At 73.6% G+C, this 15,872-nt stretch carries 15 protein-coding genes; 9 read left to right on the top strand and 6 right to left on the bottom strand.

Annotated features, from left to right (window positions below):
* Window positions 1-10 precede the first annotated feature (10 nt).
* Entirely contained in the window at window positions 11-586 is a 576-nt protein-coding gene (locus FB388_RS09765) for a GNAT family N-acetyltransferase (RefSeq protein ID WP_142099595.1), read from the top strand.
* 37 nt (window positions 587-623) lie between these two features.
* Here FB388_RS09765 and FB388_RS09760 read toward each other — a convergent pair whose 3' ends face one another.
* The gene (locus FB388_RS09760; RefSeq protein ID WP_142099593.1) at window positions 624-1,358 is read right to left on the bottom strand and encodes a TetR/AcrR family transcriptional regulator; all 735 of its coding nucleotides are present in this window, start codon (window positions 1,356-1,358) and stop codon (window positions 624-626) included.
* Window positions 1,359-1,445: 87 nt separating this feature from the next.
* Here FB388_RS09760 and FB388_RS09755 point away from each other — a divergent pair, with 87 nt between their 5' ends.
* Together FB388_RS09755 and FB388_RS09750 are read left to right on the top strand one after the other, a co-directional pair.
* Entirely contained in the window at window positions 1,446-2,981 is a 1,536-nt protein-coding gene (locus tag FB388_RS09755) for an FAD-dependent oxidoreductase (protein ID WP_142099591.1), read from the top strand.
* Between the two features lie 141 nt (window positions 2,982-3,122).
* Entirely contained in the window at window positions 3,123-3,779 is a 657-nt protein-coding gene (locus tag FB388_RS09750) for an LppM family (lipo)protein (RefSeq protein WP_142099589.1), read from the top strand.
* Here FB388_RS09750 and metF read toward each other — a convergent pair.
* Entirely contained in the window at window positions 3,766-4,668 is a 903-nt protein-coding gene (gene metF, locus FB388_RS09745; protein WP_246121790.1) for a methylenetetrahydrofolate reductase [NAD(P)H], read from the bottom strand. The genes FB388_RS09750 and metF overlap by 14 nt on opposite strands.
* A 184-nt stretch (window positions 4,669-4,852) precedes the next feature.
* Here metF and FB388_RS09740 point away from each other — a divergent pair, with 184 nt between their 5' ends.
* The 4 genes from FB388_RS09740 to FB388_RS09725 are packed head-to-tail and all read left to right on the top strand — an operon-like array spanning window position 4,853 to window position 10,126.
* Window positions 4,853-5,977 carry a polyprenyl synthetase family protein gene (locus FB388_RS09740; protein ID WP_211362030.1) on the top strand — a complete coding sequence of 375 codons (1,125 nt, stop codon included), beginning with the start codon at window positions 4,853-4,855 and terminating at the stop codon, window positions 5,975-5,977.
* A 13-nt stretch (window positions 5,978-5,990) separates the two neighbouring features.
* A complete protein-coding gene (crtI, locus tag FB388_RS09735; RefSeq protein WP_142099587.1) occupies window positions 5,991-7,538 on the top strand; it encodes a phytoene desaturase family protein in 1,548 nt (515 codons plus the stop codon).
* A gap of 28 nt (window positions 7,539-7,566) precedes the next feature.
* Window positions 7,567-9,207 (top strand): polyprenol phosphomannose-dependent alpha 1,6 mannosyltransferase MptB, encoded by a 1,641-nt coding sequence (gene mptB, locus FB388_RS09730; RefSeq protein WP_246121789.1) that lies wholly within the window; start codon window positions 7,567-7,569, stop codon window positions 9,205-9,207.
* A complete protein-coding gene (locus FB388_RS09725; RefSeq protein WP_142099585.1) occupies window positions 9,185-10,126 on the top strand; it encodes a phytoene/squalene synthase family protein in 942 nt (313 codons plus the stop codon). The genes mptB and FB388_RS09725 overlap by 23 nt, the downstream gene beginning before the upstream one ends.
* Before the next feature lie 60 nt (window positions 10,127-10,186).
* Here the strand turns inward: FB388_RS09725 and FB388_RS09720 are convergent, their stop codons facing one another.
* The gene (locus FB388_RS09720) at window positions 10,187-10,543 is read right to left on the bottom strand and encodes an Rv2175c family DNA-binding protein (RefSeq protein WP_342787885.1); all 357 of its coding nucleotides are present in this window, start codon (window positions 10,541-10,543) and stop codon (window positions 10,187-10,189) included.
* Window positions 10,544-10,610: 67 nt separating this feature from the next.
* Between FB388_RS09720 and pknB the strand changes: the two genes are divergently transcribed.
* Window positions 10,611-12,386 (top strand): Stk1 family PASTA domain-containing Ser/Thr kinase, encoded by a 1,776-nt coding sequence (gene pknB, locus FB388_RS09715; protein ID WP_246121788.1) that lies wholly within the window; start codon window positions 10,611-10,613, stop codon window positions 12,384-12,386.
* Between the two features lie 548 nt (window positions 12,387-12,934).
* Here pknB and FB388_RS09710 read toward each other — a convergent pair.
* Window positions 12,935-14,323, bottom strand: coding sequence for a class II 3-deoxy-7-phosphoheptulonate synthase (locus FB388_RS09710; RefSeq protein WP_142099581.1), 1,389 nt, complete (start codon window positions 14,321-14,323; stop codon window positions 12,935-12,937).
* A gap of 75 nt (window positions 14,324-14,398) precedes the next feature.
* Between FB388_RS09710 and FB388_RS40305 the strand changes: the two genes are divergently transcribed.
* A complete protein-coding gene (locus FB388_RS40305) occupies window positions 14,399-14,542 on the top strand; it encodes a GPGG-motif small membrane protein (RefSeq protein WP_281290392.1) in 144 nt (47 codons plus the stop codon).
* A 22-nt stretch (window positions 14,543-14,564) separates the two neighbouring features.
* Here FB388_RS40305 and FB388_RS09705 read toward each other — a convergent pair whose 3' ends face one another.
* Both FB388_RS09705 and FB388_RS09700 read right to left on the bottom strand, forming a co-directional pair.
* On the bottom strand, window positions 14,565-15,053 hold the full coding sequence (locus FB388_RS09705) for a polyadenylate-specific 3'-exoribonuclease AS (protein WP_142099579.1): 489 nt from the start codon (window positions 15,051-15,053) through the stop codon (window positions 14,565-14,567).
* A 57-nt stretch (window positions 15,054-15,110) separates the two neighbouring features.
* A complete protein-coding gene (locus FB388_RS09700) occupies window positions 15,111-15,848 on the bottom strand; it encodes a hypothetical protein (RefSeq protein ID WP_142099577.1) in 738 nt (245 codons plus the stop codon).
* Between the last annotated feature and the right edge of the window lie 24 nt (window positions 15,849-15,872).

Below are 15,872 nucleotides of genomic sequence, written 5' to 3'. Positions count from 1 at the left end.
AGATGGACGGGTGACCAGGGCTCCGGCGCGCCAGCTCGTCCGGCTCGGGCCGGACGATCTCGCCGACCGGCTCACCGAGGCGCTGCACGTCTACGTCTCCGCGATGGGCTATCCCCCCAGCACCGCGCGCCACCGGCGCACGCTGTGGCTCGAGCACGTGCGAAGGCCGGGCTGGCGCGCGGTCGGCTGGCTCGACGCAGCGGGTTCCCTGCTCGGCATCGCCTACGGGTACGCGGGCGGGCCCGGTCAGTGGTGGTACGAGGAGGTGCGCCGCGGGCTCGCCACCGCGGGCCCGGAGGCCCAGCGCTGGCTGGAGGACTACTTCGAGCTCACCGAGCTGCACGTCCGCCCCGACGCGCAGGGCCTCGGGCTCGGCGAGTCGTTGCTACGGGCGCTGCTCACCGACGTCCCGAACGCGCGCGTGCTGCTGTCCACCCCCGAGTACGGCGCCGACGTCCCCGGCCGTGCATGGCGCCTCTACCGGCGCACCGGCTTCCAGGACGTCCTGCGCCAGCACCGCTTCACCGGCGACGCCCGCCCGTTCGCGGTGCTCGGCCGCACGCTCCCCCTGTCCCCGTCCAGCTGAACGCGCGGGGACGCCGGCGTCGGATCGCAAGTCGTGATCACGAGTCGGCAGGACTCGATGTGGCGGGTGGGTGGAGGGCGGTGACGCCCGCGAGGACGAGGTCGATGCCGGCGAGGAACTGTTCGCGGTCGTCGTGCTCGCGCATCTGGTTCGCGACGGCCCGGATGAACGGGTAGTCGTCGGGGTCGAGATCTCGCCATGCCCTGGATGCGGTGTCGAGGAACTCGGCGCGGTCAGCTTCGGACCCGGGGACGCTGCCGTCGCCGGTGGCCTGCGAGTTCTGGGTGGTGGCGCCGAGGATGTAATGGACGAGCGTCGAGGTCGTGGTGAACCAGTCGCCCTGCGGCACGCCCAGCGTGCGGACCGGCCGGCCGATGCCTTCGAAGATCCGCAACGTCACCGGCCCCCATGGCTTGCGGGTGAGCTGCACCGCGAGCTGGGCGGCGAGCCACGCGTGTTCGGTGACCGCGTCGAACAGGCCGAGTGCGACGGCGCGGATCTCGTCCTGGGGCGTGCCCGCGGCCTCGGCGGGCTGGGTACGCGGGGCCAGCGCGGTGGCGACGACGGTGTCGGTCGCGGCCTCCAGCAGCTCGTCCATGTTGCCGATGTGCCAGTAGATCGCGCCGGGACCGGTGGCCAGGCGGCCGGTCAGCGCCCGGACCGTCAGGGCACCCTCCCCCACCGCGTCCAGCAGCTCGACCGCTGTCTCGACGATGCGCTCCCGCGTGAGCACCTGCCTGCGTCGCTGTGACTGCCGGGTCCGCATGGCCATGCCGACATTCTCACAGGCTTGGAGCGTCGATCCAACATGGAGTACCGTTCCATTACTGGAGCGACGCTCCATAGAAGGAGGCTCGACGTGCATGACGTCGTGATCGTGGGTGCCGGTCCGGTGGGCCTGTTCCTCGCCGGTGAGCTCGCGCTGGCGGGCTGCTCGGTCCTGGTGCTGGAGCGGGAGCGGGAGCGGGAGCGGGAGCAGACATCGCCGTGGAAGGCGCTCCCGCTGGGGATGCGGGGCCTGAACGCCGGATCGGTCGAGACGTTCTACCGCCGCGGGATGCTGGCAGAGCTGCTGAGAGCCTCAGGAGCCGACGGGGAGCAGATCGGCGCGGACCCGGACGCGCACGAGCCGCCGGCTCCCCGTGGAGTGAGCCACTTCGCGGGCATGCGGCTCGACCCGGCCCGCATCGACGCCGCCGCCCTCCCGTTCCGGCTGCCCGGCCCGGCGATGGAGGGCATCATCACCAGCCTCGACGCGGTCGAGGCGGTGCTGACCGAGCGGGCCGTCGGGCTCGGCGTGCAGATCATGCGGGGCGTTCCGGTCGAGGCCGCGACCCAGGACGGCGACACCGTCGTGGCACGAGCAGGCGGGCGCGGCCACCGGGCGCGCTGGCTCGTGGGGTGCGACGGCGGACGCAGCACGGTGCGCGAACTGGCGGGCTTCGACTTCGTCGGCACCGAACCGCTGTTCACCGGCTACGCCGCTCGCGTCACCTTCGCCGATCCGCAGGAGCTGGACCTGGGCTTCAACCTGACGCCGACCGGCATGTACCTGCGGACGCCCTTCGAGGGACACCTGGGCATGATGGACTTCGACGGCGGCGCCTTCGACCGCTCGCAGCCGCTGACGCGCGAGCACCTCCAGACGGTCCTGCGCCGGGTCTCCGGCACCGACGCGACGCTCACCGAGGTCCACCTCGCCTCCAGCTTCACCGACCGCGCGATGCAGACCACGACCTACCGCAACGGCCGCATCCTGCTCGCAGGCGACGCCGCCCACATCCACTCCCCGCTCGGCGGCCAGGGGCTCAACCTCGGCATCGGCGACGCCGTGAACCTCGGCTGGAAGCTCGCCGCCACCGTTCACGGCACCGCACCGGACGGCCTGCTCGACACCTACACCGCCGAACGCCACCCGGTCGGCGCGGCGATCCTCGACTGGTCACGCGCCCAGGTCGCGACCATGAACCCCGGCCCCAACGCCCCGGCCCTGCGACGGCTGGTCCACGACCTGCTCGACACCCGCGACGGGACCACCCACGTGTACCGCAGCACCTCGGGACTGTCCCACCGCTACGACCGCGGCGGCGACGAGCCGCTCGTCGGCCGGACCGCCCCGGACTTCCGGCTCGCCGACGGCACCCGCCTCGGCGACCTGCTGCACGGAGGACACGGCGTGGCGCTCGACCTCACCACCGACCAGCGCCTGCACGACGCGGCGACGAGCTGGAAAGGCCGGGTCATCTACGCGGCCGGGCCGGTGAGCAACGACCTCGGTTTCAGCGCCCTGCTGATCCGACCCGACGGCGTCGTCGCCTGGACCGACGACTCCGACCCGGATCGCGAGGCGTTCCGGCACGCCGCGACCCACTGGTTCGGCGACCCGGCACCCTGACGGGACGAGCTGAACCGGGCACCACCGCGGCAGCGGCGTCCACCGAAGTCGGCGTGTGGCGGCCCACCTACCGCATGGACGACCCGGCCGTGCGGGCGCACGGTCCACGGCCCGGCGCCACGGGTTTGGCACCATGCACCCGTGTCCTCCTCCCGCCTCCGGATCCTGCCGCTGCTCGGACTGCTGCTCGCCGCGCTCGCGCTGAGCGGGTGCGCTCGGGTGCAGGCGGCGCTCGCGGTGCAGCCAGACGACACGGTCACCGGGCAGATCGTGGTGGCCACCCCCGAGACCGGGCCGGACGACAAGGGCCCGCCGATCACGCTGCCGCCGGACCTGGCGTCCGACGTCGACGTGTCGGCGTACCGCCAGGACGGCTTCACCGGATCCGTGCTGCGGTTCGACGGGCTGACGTTCGAGCAGACCGCTCAGCTCGCGCAGGCGGCCGGACCCATCGGGAACAAGGTGCGGTTCGAGATTCGCCGCGCGGGCAGCCGGGTGCTGATCGGCGGGGCCGTCGACCTCACCACGGTGTCGGTCGACCGCGCCGACTTCCAGCTCAAGATGAACTTCCCGGGCCAGATCGTGGAGTCCAACGGCGACGCCGACTCCAGCGAGGTGGCCTGGACGTTCACGCCCGGTGAGGTGGGCGACTTCTCGGCCGTGGTGACCTACCCCGACCCGCAGGCCCCCTCGCCCGTCAACTGGACGCTCGGGCTCGCCGCCATGGTGGGGCTCGCGTCCGCCGCGGTGGTGCTCCTGGCCCGCCGCACGCGCAACCCGCCGGTCAGCAACCCGTGAGGGCCGGGGCGGCTCGGCGGGCGCCCAGGCCGAGCCGCTGCACCAGCTCCACCGTGGCGAGCGAGCGGTTCAGCGTGTAGAAGTGCAGCCCGCGCACGCCCTCGGCGAGCAGGCGAGCGCACATCTCGGCGGTGACGTCCATGCCCTCGGCGCGGAACGCGGCCGGGTCGTCGGCGTAGCGCTCCATCCGCTGGACGAGCGCGGGCGGCAGTGGCGCGCCGGACAGCTCCGGACCGCGCCGCAGCGTGCGGATCGTGGTGAGCGGCATGATGCCGGGCAGGAGCGGCACGTCGCACCCGGCGGCGGCCAGCCGGTCGCGCAGCCGCAGGAAACCCTCGGGCTCCAGGAACAGCTGGCTGATCGCGAAGTCGGCGCCGGCGCGGATCTTGGCTACGAGCCGGGCGAGGTCGGTGTCGAGGTCGAGCGAGCGCGGGTGCCCGTAGGGGAAGGCTGCGACACCGACGCAGAAGTCGCCGAGCCTGCGCACGAGGCGCACGAGGTCGTCGGCGTACGTGAGGCCCTGCGGGTGCGGCACCCACTCACCGAGGGGGTCGCCGGGAGGGTCGCCGCGCACCGCGAGGACGTTCGAGATCCCGGCCGCGGCGTAGGCCCCGATCACCTGCCGCAGCTCGGCCACCGAGTGCGAGACGGCGGTGAGGTGCGCCATCGGCACGAGGGTGGTGTCGGTGGCGATCCGCGCCGTGGTGCGGATCGTGCGGTCACGGTTGGAGCCGCCCGCCCCGTACGTGACCGATACGAACGCCGGGTCAAGCGGCTCGAGACGCCGGATCGCACGCCACAGCTCGGCCTCCCCGGCCTCGTCCTTCGGCGGGAAGAACTCCACCGAGAACACGGGCCGCTCGCCGCTGATCCGCTGGGTGACCTTCACACACTGGAGCGTAGTCGCTCTGCCCGACGCGTCCGTTTCGCTCCCGCGGGTACCGACTTCCCTGGATCCGGCGACTCGCGGGCCTGGTGGGGCATGGTTACGCTCGCCCTGTGGCCCGCTCGACGCGACCCCCGCTCCCCCGCCCCCGACCATCGGGGTGGTCCCCGTGAGCCGCGCGGGCACCGTGCACCACCCACCGCCGGAACCCGGCTCCGGTGACGGGGGGCGCCCCGGCGGCTCCGAGGTCACCGCCGCCGTCGAGGCGGCGCTCACCACCTACCTGCGCAGCCGCACGGCCGATGCCGGCACGATCGACCCGGTGTTCGGGGAAGCCACCGAGGCGCTCGCCGACTTCGTCCTGCGCGGCGGCAAGCGGATCCGCCCCACGTTCGCCTGGTGGGGGTGGCGTGGCGCGGGAGGGCCGGTAGAGGCACCCGAGGCGCTGGCGGTGCTGCGCGCCATCAGCGCCCTGGAGCTGATCCAGGCCAGCGCGCTCATCCACGACGACCTGATGGACGCCTCCGCCACCCGGCGCGGCCGTCCCACCGTGCACGTCGAGTTCGCCCGCAAGCACGCCGCGGAGCGCTGGCGCGGCCAGCCCGCCCGGTTCGGGGCGGCCGCCGCGATCCTCCTGGGCGACCTCGCCCTCGCGTGGGCCGACGACATGCTGCACGCCGCGGGCCTGTCGCCCGCCGCCCTGCGCCGCGCGGCGCCCGCGTGGCGGGCGATGCGCACCGAGGTGCTCGGCGGGCAGTACCTCGACGTGCTGCACCAGTCCACCGGCGACATGTCCGTGCGGGCCGCTCTGCAGATCGACCGGTACAAGACCGCGGCCTACACCGTCGAGCGGCCGTTGCACCTCGGGGCGGCGATCGCCGACGCCCCGCCGGACCTGGTGGCCGCCTACCGCCGGTTCGGCGCCGACATCGGCGTGGCGTTCCAGCTGCGGGACGACCTGCTCGGGGTGTTCGGCGACCCGGAGGTCACCGGCAAGCCCGCAGGCGACGACCTGCGTGAGGGCAAGCGCACGCTGCTGGTGGCCGTCGCGGTGGAGCGGGCGGAGCAGCGGGGGCAGCACGACGCACGCCAGGCGATCATGGACGCCGTCGGCGACCCCAGGCTGGACGAGGCGGGCGTCGAGCGGGTACGCGGGCTGCTCACCGACCTCGGCGCCGTGCAGGCGGTCGAGCAGCGGATCGCCGCGCTCACCGGCTCGGCGCTGGACGCCCTGTCGGCCGCCGACGTCGAGGAGCCGGCCGCGTCGCAGCTCGCCGAGCTGGCGGTCACGGCCACGCGGAGACGCAGTTGACGCGGAGCTGCCGTTGAGCCGGGGCGTGCCCGGGCGCACCGACCACGTGGTGGTCGTCGGCGCCGGGCTCGCGGGGCTCTCGACCGCGCTCCACCTGCTCGGTGCCGGCCGGCGCGTCACCGTGCTGGAACGCGCCGAGCACCCGGGCGGCCGGGCCGGCCGGCTCGACCTGCGCTCGCCGCGCGGGACCTACCACGCCGACCCCGGCCCCACCGTGCTCACGATGCCCGAGCTGCTCGACGAGGCCTTCTCCGCCGTCGGGGAGAAGATCGACGAGCGGCTCGAGCTCGTACCGCTCGACCCCGCCTACCGGGCCCGCTTCGCCGACGGCTCCACGATCGACGTGCACACCGACGCCGAGGCGATGGCCTCCGAGGTCCGGGCCACCTGCGGAGCCGCGGCCGCCGCCGGGTACGAGCGGACGCGGGCGTGGCTCACCCGGCTGTACGAGGTGGAGATCCACCGGTTCATCGGCGCCAACCACGACTCGCCGCTGGGTCTCGTCGGTCCCGACCTGGCCCGGCTCGCCGCGCTCGGCGGCTTCGGCCGTCTCGGCCCGCGGGTGGCCCGGATGCTGCCCGACGAGCGGCTGCAGCGGATCTTCACGTTCCAGTCGCTGTACGCGGGCGTGCCGCCGCACCGCGCGCTCGGCGCGTACGGCGTGATCGCCTTCATGGACACCATCGCGGGCGTGTACTTCCCGCGCGGCGGCATGCGGCGGGTCGGGCAGGCGCTGGCCGACGCCGCGGTGAACGCGGGTGCGCGGATCCACTACGGACGCACGGCCACCGGTCTCGAGCGGCGCGGCGGACGCGTCACCGCGGTCCGGCACGCCGGCCGCGACGGCGCCGACGGCGAGCGCCTGCCGTGCGACGCGGTCGTCCTCACCCCCGACCTCCCGGTCGTCCACGACCTGATCGGGCGAGCGCCGCGACGCGCGGTGCCGCTGCGCTGGTCGCCGAGCGCGGTCGTGCTGCACGCCGGGCTGCGCACGCCGCGGCCGGAGCTCGCCCACCACACGATCTCGTTCGGCGCGGCCTGGCGCCGGACGTTCGAGGAGATCATCGACGAGGGTCGGCTGATGAGCGACCCGTCGATCCTGGTCACCCGGCCCACCGCAACCGATCCCGGACTCGCGCCCGCCGGGTCGGAGCTGGTCTACGTGCTGGCGCCGTGCCCGAACCTCGTGCGGGGCCGCATCGACTGGGCCCACGTCGGCCCCGCCTACCGCGACGAGCTGCTCTCCGTCCTCGCGGACCGCGGGATCGAGCTCAGGGCGGATCTCGACGTCTCCGACCTGGTCACGCCGGTCGACTGGGCCGCGGCGGGACACGCCGCGGGCACCCCGTTCTCCGCCGCCCACACGTTCGCCCAGACCGGGCCGTTCCGCCCCCGCAACCTGGTGCGGGGCGTGGAGAACGCCGTGCTCGCAGGCTGCGGCACGACCCCCGGCGTCGGGATCCCGCCGGTGCTGATCTCCGGGCGGCTCGCCGCACAGCGCATCACGGGTGCCGCTGACCTGCCGCCCTCGCGGGCGCGCAGGGTACCCACCGGGCGCTGACAGGGGTCGTGCGAGCATGGATCGCGTCATGAAGCCACCATCACCGGTCGACGGGTCGACGCTCCCCGACACGGCAGCGGAACGCGCAGCCGCGCCCAGCGGCGCGCCCGACATCCTCGACGCGCCGCCCCCCGTCGAACCCGGTCCTGCCCCCCGGCGATCGTGGCGCGACCGGTTCGGCCACCCGGCCCGCCGCCCGCTGCTCCTGGGGCTCGCCGCCGCGCTGATGCTGCTGATCGGCGGCTTCGGCGCGGGCGGGGTGCTGGTCCACGACCCGGTGCTCACCAACTCGCCGCTCGGCTTCTGGCGGTACGGGCACGGCCGCGAGCTGGCCAGCGTGCTCATGTACGGCGGCGTCGGCCTGATGGTGTGGGCGTGGATCCTGCTGGGCCGCGAGGTGCTCGCCCACCGGGCGCGTGGCCGCGCGGTGCTCACCACGGCCGCCGTCTGGACGGCGCCGATGCTGTTCGCACCGCCGCTGTTCACCCGCGACATCTTCAGCTACCTCGCCCAGGGCGGCCTGCCGCTGGCCGGATTCGACCCGTACGCGGTGGGCCCCGAGGCGTTGCCGGGGATCTTCGCCGACAACGTCCACTACTTCTGGCAGGACACCCCGGCGCCGTACGGGCCGCTGTTCATCCTGATCGCGAAGGCCGTCGCGTGGGTCACCGGCGACACGATCATCCTCGGCGTCGTGCTGATGCGCCTGGCGCTGCTGCCCGGCCTGCTGCTGTTCGTGTGGGCGCTGCCCGAGCTCACCCGCCGGCTCGGCGGCCGCGTGTCCGTCGCGCTGTGGGTGGCGGTCGCCAACCCCTTGACGGTCATCCACATGGTCGGCGGAGGCCACAACGACCTGCTCGTCGTCGGCCTGCTCGCCACCGGCGCGCTCATCGCGCTGCGCGGCAGGCACGCGCTCGGCATCGCACTCGTCACACTGGCCATGGCCGTGAAGGCGAGCGCCGTGATCGCGCTGCCGTTCCTCGTGCTGGTGTGGGCGGCACACATGTCCGGCTCGCAGCGGGCGCGCATCGCGAAGGCGATCGCGGCCGGTCTCGCCGTCTTCGTCGCGGTGTTCGCAGCCTGCACGTTCGCGGCCGGGGTCGGGCTGGGCTGGCTGCCCGCGCTGAGCGCCCCGTCGATGATCGTGAACTGGATGTCGCTCCCCACCGCGGTGGGCGAGTTCACCCACACCCTGCTCAGCGCCCTCGTCAACGTGCCGAAGCAGCCGTTCATCAACGTCTCGCGCGTGCTCGGCGGGATCCTGCTGGTCTACATCGCCGTGCGGCAGTGGCTGGCAGCGCGCGACGGCGGTCCGGACGCCGTGCGCCGCGCCGGTGTCGTGCTCCTGGCCACCGCCGTGCTCTCCCCCGCCATGCTGCCCTGGTACGTCAGCTGGGGCATGGCGCTGGTCGCGGCCACCGCCTGGTCGGTGCGCGCGCTGCAGATGACCGTCTTCGTGTCGGTGATGCTCACGATCTGCTACTACTCCAACGGCGAGGACGCCCTCTACAACCCGCCGTACCTCATCGCGTGGGGGCTGGTCGCGGTGCTCGCCGCGGTGTCGCTGGTGCGTCCCGACCCGCTGCGCCTGTCCGCCGGCGCGTGGCAGCGGCCCCGGCAGGAGTTCCCCGCGAACATCGTCGACGGTGCAGAGCAGCGCACGAGCTGAGCTCGACGCCGCCGGGATCACCGACCCGGCGCTGCGGGCCGGCTACGCCGTCTGCCGGGCGCTGAACGCGCACCACGGGCGTACCTACTTCCTCGCCACCCGGCTGCTCCCCGCCGCGCGCCGGCCCGCGGTGCACGCGCTGTACGGCTTCGCGCGCTACGCCGACGAGATCGTCGACGACCTCGGCGACGCCCGCCCCGTCGCCGAGAAGGCGGCCCAGCTCGACCTGTTGGGCACGCAGCTGCAGCAGGCGCTGGCCGGGGAGCGGGCGGAGCACCCGGTGCTCGCCGCCGTCGCCGACACCGCCCGCCGGTACGCGCTCGATCCCGCCCACTTCGTCGACTTCCTCGCGTCGATGCGGATGGACACCGAGGTCACCGAGTACGCCACGTTCGACGAGCTCGGCCGGTACGTGCACGGCTCGGCCGCGGTGATCGGCCTCCAGATGCTGCCCGTGCTCGGCACCGTGGTGCCGCGGGAGGAGGCCGAGGACCCGGCCGCGGCGCTCGGCGTGGCGTTCCAGCTCACCAACTTCCTGCGCGACGTCGGTGAGGACCTCGACCGGGGCCGCGTCTACCTGCCCGCCGCGGAGCTGGCGGCGTTCGGCGTCGACCGCGATCTCCTGACCTGGTGCCGCCGCACCCGCACCCGCGACCCGAGGGTGCGCAGAGCGCTGGCCCACCTGGGCGCGCACACCCGCGCGGTGTACCGACGCGCCGAGCCGGGTGTCGGGATGCTCGAACCGGTGTCCCGCGAATGCGTGGCCTGCGCGTTCAGGCTCTACCGCGGCATCCTGGACCGGATCGAGGCCGTCGACTACGACGTCCTGAACCGCCGGGTCTCGGTCCCCCCGCGCACCCGGGCGGCCGTGGCCGTCCCCGGGCTGCTCCGCGCCCTGCTAGCGCGCGCCCGCGCGTGAGGGATCGCATGTTCCGCGAGTCGCGCTGTGGGTGTGCGCGAGTCGCGGTGCGTGCAGGCGTCAGAAGGCCATCGCTTGGGCTCTGCGCTTGACCTCGCGGTGCCGGCCGGCGCGCAGTGACGCGACCGGGGTGCCCGGCAGCGAGTCGTCCTCCGCGAAGAGCCAGCGCAGGATGTCATCGTCTGCGTAGCCGCCGTCCCTCAGGACGGTGATGGTGCCCGACAACCCCTTGATCACCGCGCCGTCGTCGCCGAGGAAGTCGGTCGGGACGACGACTCCCCCGTCGCGCCGGAACGACAGCAGATGGCCGTCGCGCACGAGCTGATGCACCCGGGAGACCGGCTGACCCAGCCGCTGCGCCATCTCCGCGATGGGCAGGGTCGCGATGTCCGCCGACAGCCCGACAACGTCGTTCACGGGGCGATACGATGCCACAGGCGCGCCGCGTGGGAGAAGCGGAAAGCTCGGACGGTACCGTCATCGCGTGAACGCCCCGGCTGCCGCGCTGCTCGACGCGCGCTACCGGGTGGGCTCGTTGCTCGCCCGCGGCGGAATGTCCACCGTGTACCGCGGCACCGACACGCGGCTCGACCGGCCGGTCGCGATCAAGGTGCTGGATCCCCGGCTGGCCGCCGATCCCGCGTTCCGCGGCAGGCTGGAGCGCGAGGCCCGCTCCGCGGCGCGCATCGACCACCCCGCCGTCGTCGACGTCTACGACCAGGGGCAGGCCCCCACCGGTGCCGGCACCGGCCTCGGTGGCGACGGGCCGTTGCTGTTCCTCGTCATGGAGCTGGTGGAGGGCGGCACGCTGCGCGACGTCCTGCGCGCGCGGGGCCCACTCGGGGTCCCGGCCGCGTTCGCGGTGATGGAGCAGGTGCTCTCCGGCCTGTCGGCGGCCCACCGGCTCGGTCTGGTGCACCGCGACGTGAAGCCGGAGAACGTGCTGATCAGCCGCACGGGCGAGGTCAAGGTCGCCGACTTCGGCCTGGTCACCGCGAGCGCACAGGCGGGCGCCAGCACGGCCGGGATGATCATGGGGACGGTCGCGTACCTCTCCCCCGAACAGGTCGCCACCGGCAAGGCCGACGCGCGCAGCGACGTCTACGCGGCCGGCATCATGCTGTACGAGCTGCTCACCGGGGCACCGCCGTACGGCGGCGACACGGCGATCTCGGTGGCGTACCAGCACGTGAACTCCGAGGTGCCGCCGCCGTCGCAGATCGCAGGCGAGGTGCCCCCCGAACTGGACGAGCTCGTACTGCGCAGCACCCGGCGCGACCCCGCCGTCCGCCCGGCCGACGCGGCGGCGATGCTCGCCGAGCTGCACCGGGTGGCCGTGCACCTGGACGTCCCGCGCGTGCCGCCGCCCGTGCCGCCGCCGCGTCCGGTCGAGGAGCAGGACACCGTGCCCGCCGCGCCACAGCGCCTCGCCGCCGGAACCACCGGAACCGGGGTGGGTACGGCGGTGAGCGCCGCCCTTCCCGTCCCGGGACCGCGGGGCACCCGCGCCCTCCCCCGCCCCGACGACGGCGGCCCGCCGCCGCACGTGCGCGCCCGCAGGCGCAGCCGCCGGGCCTTCGCGGTGTGGACGGCGATCGTCCTCGTGCTGGCACTGCTCGTCGGGGTCACGGCGTGGTGGCTGGGCAGCGGGCGCTGGACGGAGATGCCGAGCCTGGTGGGGTTGGAGGCCGTGGCGGCGCAGCGGCTCCTCAGCGAGTCCGATCTCGTGGGGCGGGTGACCGAGGCCTACGACGACGAGGTCGCCGAGGGCCTCGTCAGCGCCACCGACCCGGCGCCGCTCGCGGAACTGCTGCGCGGCACCATCGTGCAGATCACCGTGTCGACCGGACGTCCCACGGTGCCCCAGATCGCGGCGGGCACCTCGGTGGCGGACGCCGAGCAGGCGCTGCGCGCCGCCGGTCTCACGCCCGTGCGCAGCTCCGGGGACACCGACGACAGCGAGTCGGTGCCCGCCGGCGCCGTGCTGCGAACCGACCCGAAGGCCGGCACCGCGCTGCGGGTCGGCCAGCCGGTGACGATCGTGGTGAGCAGCGGCGAGTCGGACACCGTGAAGGTGCCCGACGTGGTCGGCAAGGACTTCGACGACGCCGCCGAGATCCTCGAGGAGCTCGACCTGCGCGCCAAGGGCCGTAGCGTGATCCCGTTCCTCGGCCGCAGGGACGGCCAGGTGGTGGAGCAGAGCCCGCGGGCAGGCGCGACGGTGGAGCGGGAAACGACGGTCACGCTCACGACGGTCTAGACGGTGTCCTGGTCGCCGCGGCTCGAGGTCTCCGGGCTCGAGGTGTGCCTTCCCAGGGCCTCCTGGCGTCGGCATCTCCTTGTCCTTGTTCGTCGCGCACCCCGTTTCGGCTCACGCACCCCGATTCGGTCCATGCGACCGGTCGCCGGGATGCATCAGCCAAGAAGGGGGCGTGAGCTGCGAAGATCACCAGTTGGGTGCGTTTCCCGACGCAGGGCGTCGGTTTTCGCGCCGAAGCCGTGATCTTGGTGGTGAGACCGGCCTTCGGTGGCGCCGCGCGCCGAAGGGGGCAGGCCTGCAGCCTGCCCGCGAAGCGGGCCCAGAGGGGCCGCAGAGGCTCACGGGTCAAGGGTCGCGCAGCGATCGCGAAGCGACGCCGCAGGCGCCCTTGAGGCGTGAGGGGCGGCCCCGCACCATGCGCGGCGCCACCGAAGGCCTGGTGGAGGTTGGCCTGGATGATGCGCGGCGCTGCGAAAAAGGCCTGGTGAGTGATGTCGGCTCGAGACCATCGGACGCCGGCCCGCCCGATCGCGCAGCCGGCGCGGCGATCAGCCGCGCAGCATCTCCGCCACGAGGAACGCGAGCTCCAGCGACTGCTGGGTGTTCAGGCGCGGGTCGCAGGCGGTCTCGTAGCGGCCGGAGAGGTCGGCGTCGGAGATCTCCTGGGCACCGCCGAGGCACTCGGTGACGTCCTCGCCGGTGACCTCGACGTGGATGCCGCCCGGGTGGGTGCCGAGCGCGCGGTGGACCTCGAAGAAGCCCTGCACCTCGTCGACGATCCGGTCGAAGTGGCGGGTCTTGTAGCCGGTGGTGGACTCGTGGGTGTTGCCGTGCATCGGGTCGCACTGCCAGATGACCTTGTGCCCGGACGCCTCGACCTTCTCCACGATCGCCGGCAGCACGTCCCGGACCCGCCCGTTGCCCATGCGGCTGACGAGCGTGAGGCGGCCCGGCGTGGCGTGCGGGTCGAGCCGTTCGACGTACTCGACGGCCAGCTCCGGCGTGGTGGTCGGGCCGATCTTCAGCCCGATCGGGTTGGAGAGCAGCTCTGCGAACGCGATGTGGGCGCCGTCGAGCTGGCGGGTGCGCTCCCCGATCCACAGGAAGTGCGCCGAGAGGTCGTACAGCCGCGGTTCCGGGCGGGTGACGTCCAGGCGCAGCAACGAGCGCTCGTAGTCGATGAGCAGCGCCTCGTGGCTGGCGTAGAACTCGACGCTGTGCAGGTTGTGGTCATCCACGCCGCACGCCTGCATGAAGTTGAGGGCGCGCTCGATCTCGGTGGCGATGTCCTCGAACCGCTCCCCGGCGGGAGAGGTGCGCACGAAGTCCTTGTTCCAGTCGTGCACCATCGTGAGGTCGGCCATGCCGGTGGCGGTGAGCGCCCGCACCAGGTTCATCGCCGCGCCCGCGTTGGCGTAGGCGCGCACCATGCGGGACGGGTCGGGCACCCGGGCCTCCGGGGTGGCCACGAGCGAGTTGACGATGTCACCGCGGTAGGACGGCAGGCCCAGCGCGTCGACGGGGGCGCTGCGCGGCTTGGCGTACTGACCCGCGATCCGGCCCACCTTGACCACGGGCAGCGAGGCGCCGTAGGTCAGCACGATCGCCATCTGCAGCAGCGTGCGGATGGTGGCCCGGATGTGCGGTTCGGTGTTGTCGACGAACGTCTCGGCGCAGTCGCCGCCCTGCAGGAGGAACGCCTCGCCCCTCGCAACGGCTGCGAGCCGCTCCCGCAGCCGGTCGACCTCCGGCGGCAGTGTGACCGGGGGCACACTCTCGAGCACGGTGCGGACGTGGGCGACGTGCTCGGCGTCTGGCCACTCGGGCTGCTGCGCGGCCGGGCGGGACAGCGCGTCGTCGAGACGGGCCCGCAGGTCAGGGGGCAGCGGAGGCAACTCGGGCAGCACCTCGACCGGTGCGTCGACCGTCCAGTTCACGAGGACCAAGAGTAGGACCTGCCGTGACCACCCGTTCGGCCGGATTCCATTCCGGCTCCCTGGGAACTCTCGTGCATGTCGACTCTATTGTGGATTGTCGCAGTGATCCTCGTCGTCGCAGGCGTGCTCTCGCTCCTGCGCGGGCAGATGCTCTGGGGAATCGTGCTCATCATCGTCGGGCTGCTCGTCGGCCCGGGCGGCGTGAGCATCTTCACGTAGACGATCCGGACCTGATCCAGCGTCAGCGGGCGGCCACCGCCGCCTCGATCGCCTCCCAGCGCCTGCGGTTGAGCCGCGCATCGGCAAGTGCGTCGTGCGCGTCGGCCGTGGGCGGTGGGAGCGGTGGCCGCCCCGCCTCCTCCCAGCGCTGCCGCAGCTCCCGCGTGAAGCGCGGCAGCGCTCGCGGCAGCGCCGGCATGGCGCCCCACAGCTGGCAGAGCGCCACGTGGTCGTACGCCGCGATCCAGGCCCACAGCTCCACGTCCCCCGGCGCCGCGGTGAGGAACTTCAGCAGGTCGGCGCGCAGCTGAGCGCGTGAGCACCACGCCGGATCCGCTGGTGAGGGCAGCTTCGGCAACACGTTGGCACGAACCCACGCCCCCGCCCGGCTCGGGTCGAACTCGGTGGACACCGCGTAGAACTCACGCCCGTCCTCCCCGACCACGCCGATCGACACCAGGTCGATGGTCGTCCCGTCCTCGATGAACTCGCAGTCGTAGAAGAACCGCACGTCGAGAGGTTAGTTGACGATGCTCATCACATGTGCGGCGCCGGCCCGTCCGGCGGTCTAGTCGTCCTTCTCGTCTTCCGGCTGCGCCTTGTCCGCGTCGGCCGGATCCTTGTCCGCGTCCCTCTCGTCGTCCGTCTCGGCGGCTTCCGCGTTGGCGGCGCCGGCCGCGGCGCCCGGAGCGGACGTCTTCGGCGCGGACTCGGCCGCAGGCTTCCCGCTCGTGGTGACGGTCCCGTTCACGGCCGCGCCTGTCGGACGAGGAGCCGCCGGCGCCGGTGTCCGGGTCGTCCGCGGTCGCTGGGTGGGCCGCGCCACCGGCTCCCGTACCGGCTCGGGCTGCGGCTCGACCTCGGGCTCGGGGTCCGGGGACGGCGCAGGCGCGACCGGCGCGGCCTGCGGAGCAGCCGCGGCGGACGTCGGCACCGGCTGCATCAGCCCGGTGAAGCTCTGGCGTTGGGCCGTGGGGCCCTGCAACCACGACGCCCACGTGCTGGTCGCCGTGATCACGACGACGGCGACGACGGCGAACACCGCCCACGGTGCCGCGCCCGCCCACCTGCCGGGCGGCTCGGGGGCGGGCCCGACCACGAGGCGTGGGAGCTCGGTGGTGGGACGGTCGTCCAGCACCGCGACGGCAACCGGGTTCTCCTCGACCTCGTCGAGGACCGGATCGGCCGGCTCGTCGTCGTCCACGGGGTCGGAACCGAGCAGGACGTCCTCGTGCTGCGCGCCGACGAGTGCGTCGTCGGCGCGCAGGGGGTCGTCCGGCTCCGCCACACCCGACCATCGCGCCACACCCGCACGGTATTACCCGCTCGT

The organism is Pseudonocardia cypriaca (assembly GCF_006717045.1).
GTDB classification, from domain to species: domain Bacteria; phylum Actinomycetota; class Actinomycetes; order Mycobacteriales; family Pseudonocardiaceae; genus Pseudonocardia; species Pseudonocardia cypriaca.
This window is presented reverse-complemented; position numbering and strand designations above follow the sequence as displayed.

Excerpts from the sequence above, each read along its gene's own strand:
- FB388_RS40305 (WP_281290392.1), top strand. The coding sequence starts at position 14,399 with ATGTCGACTCTATTGTGGATTGTCGCAGTGATCCTCGTCGTCGCAGGC.
- mptB (WP_246121789.1), top strand. The coding sequence starts at position 7,567 with ATGAAGCCACCATCACCGGTCGACGGGTCGACGCTCCCCGACACGGCA.
- FB388_RS09760 (WP_142099593.1), bottom strand. The coding sequence starts at position 1,358 with ATGGCCATGCGGACCCGGCAGTCACAGCGACGCAGGCAGGTGCTCACG.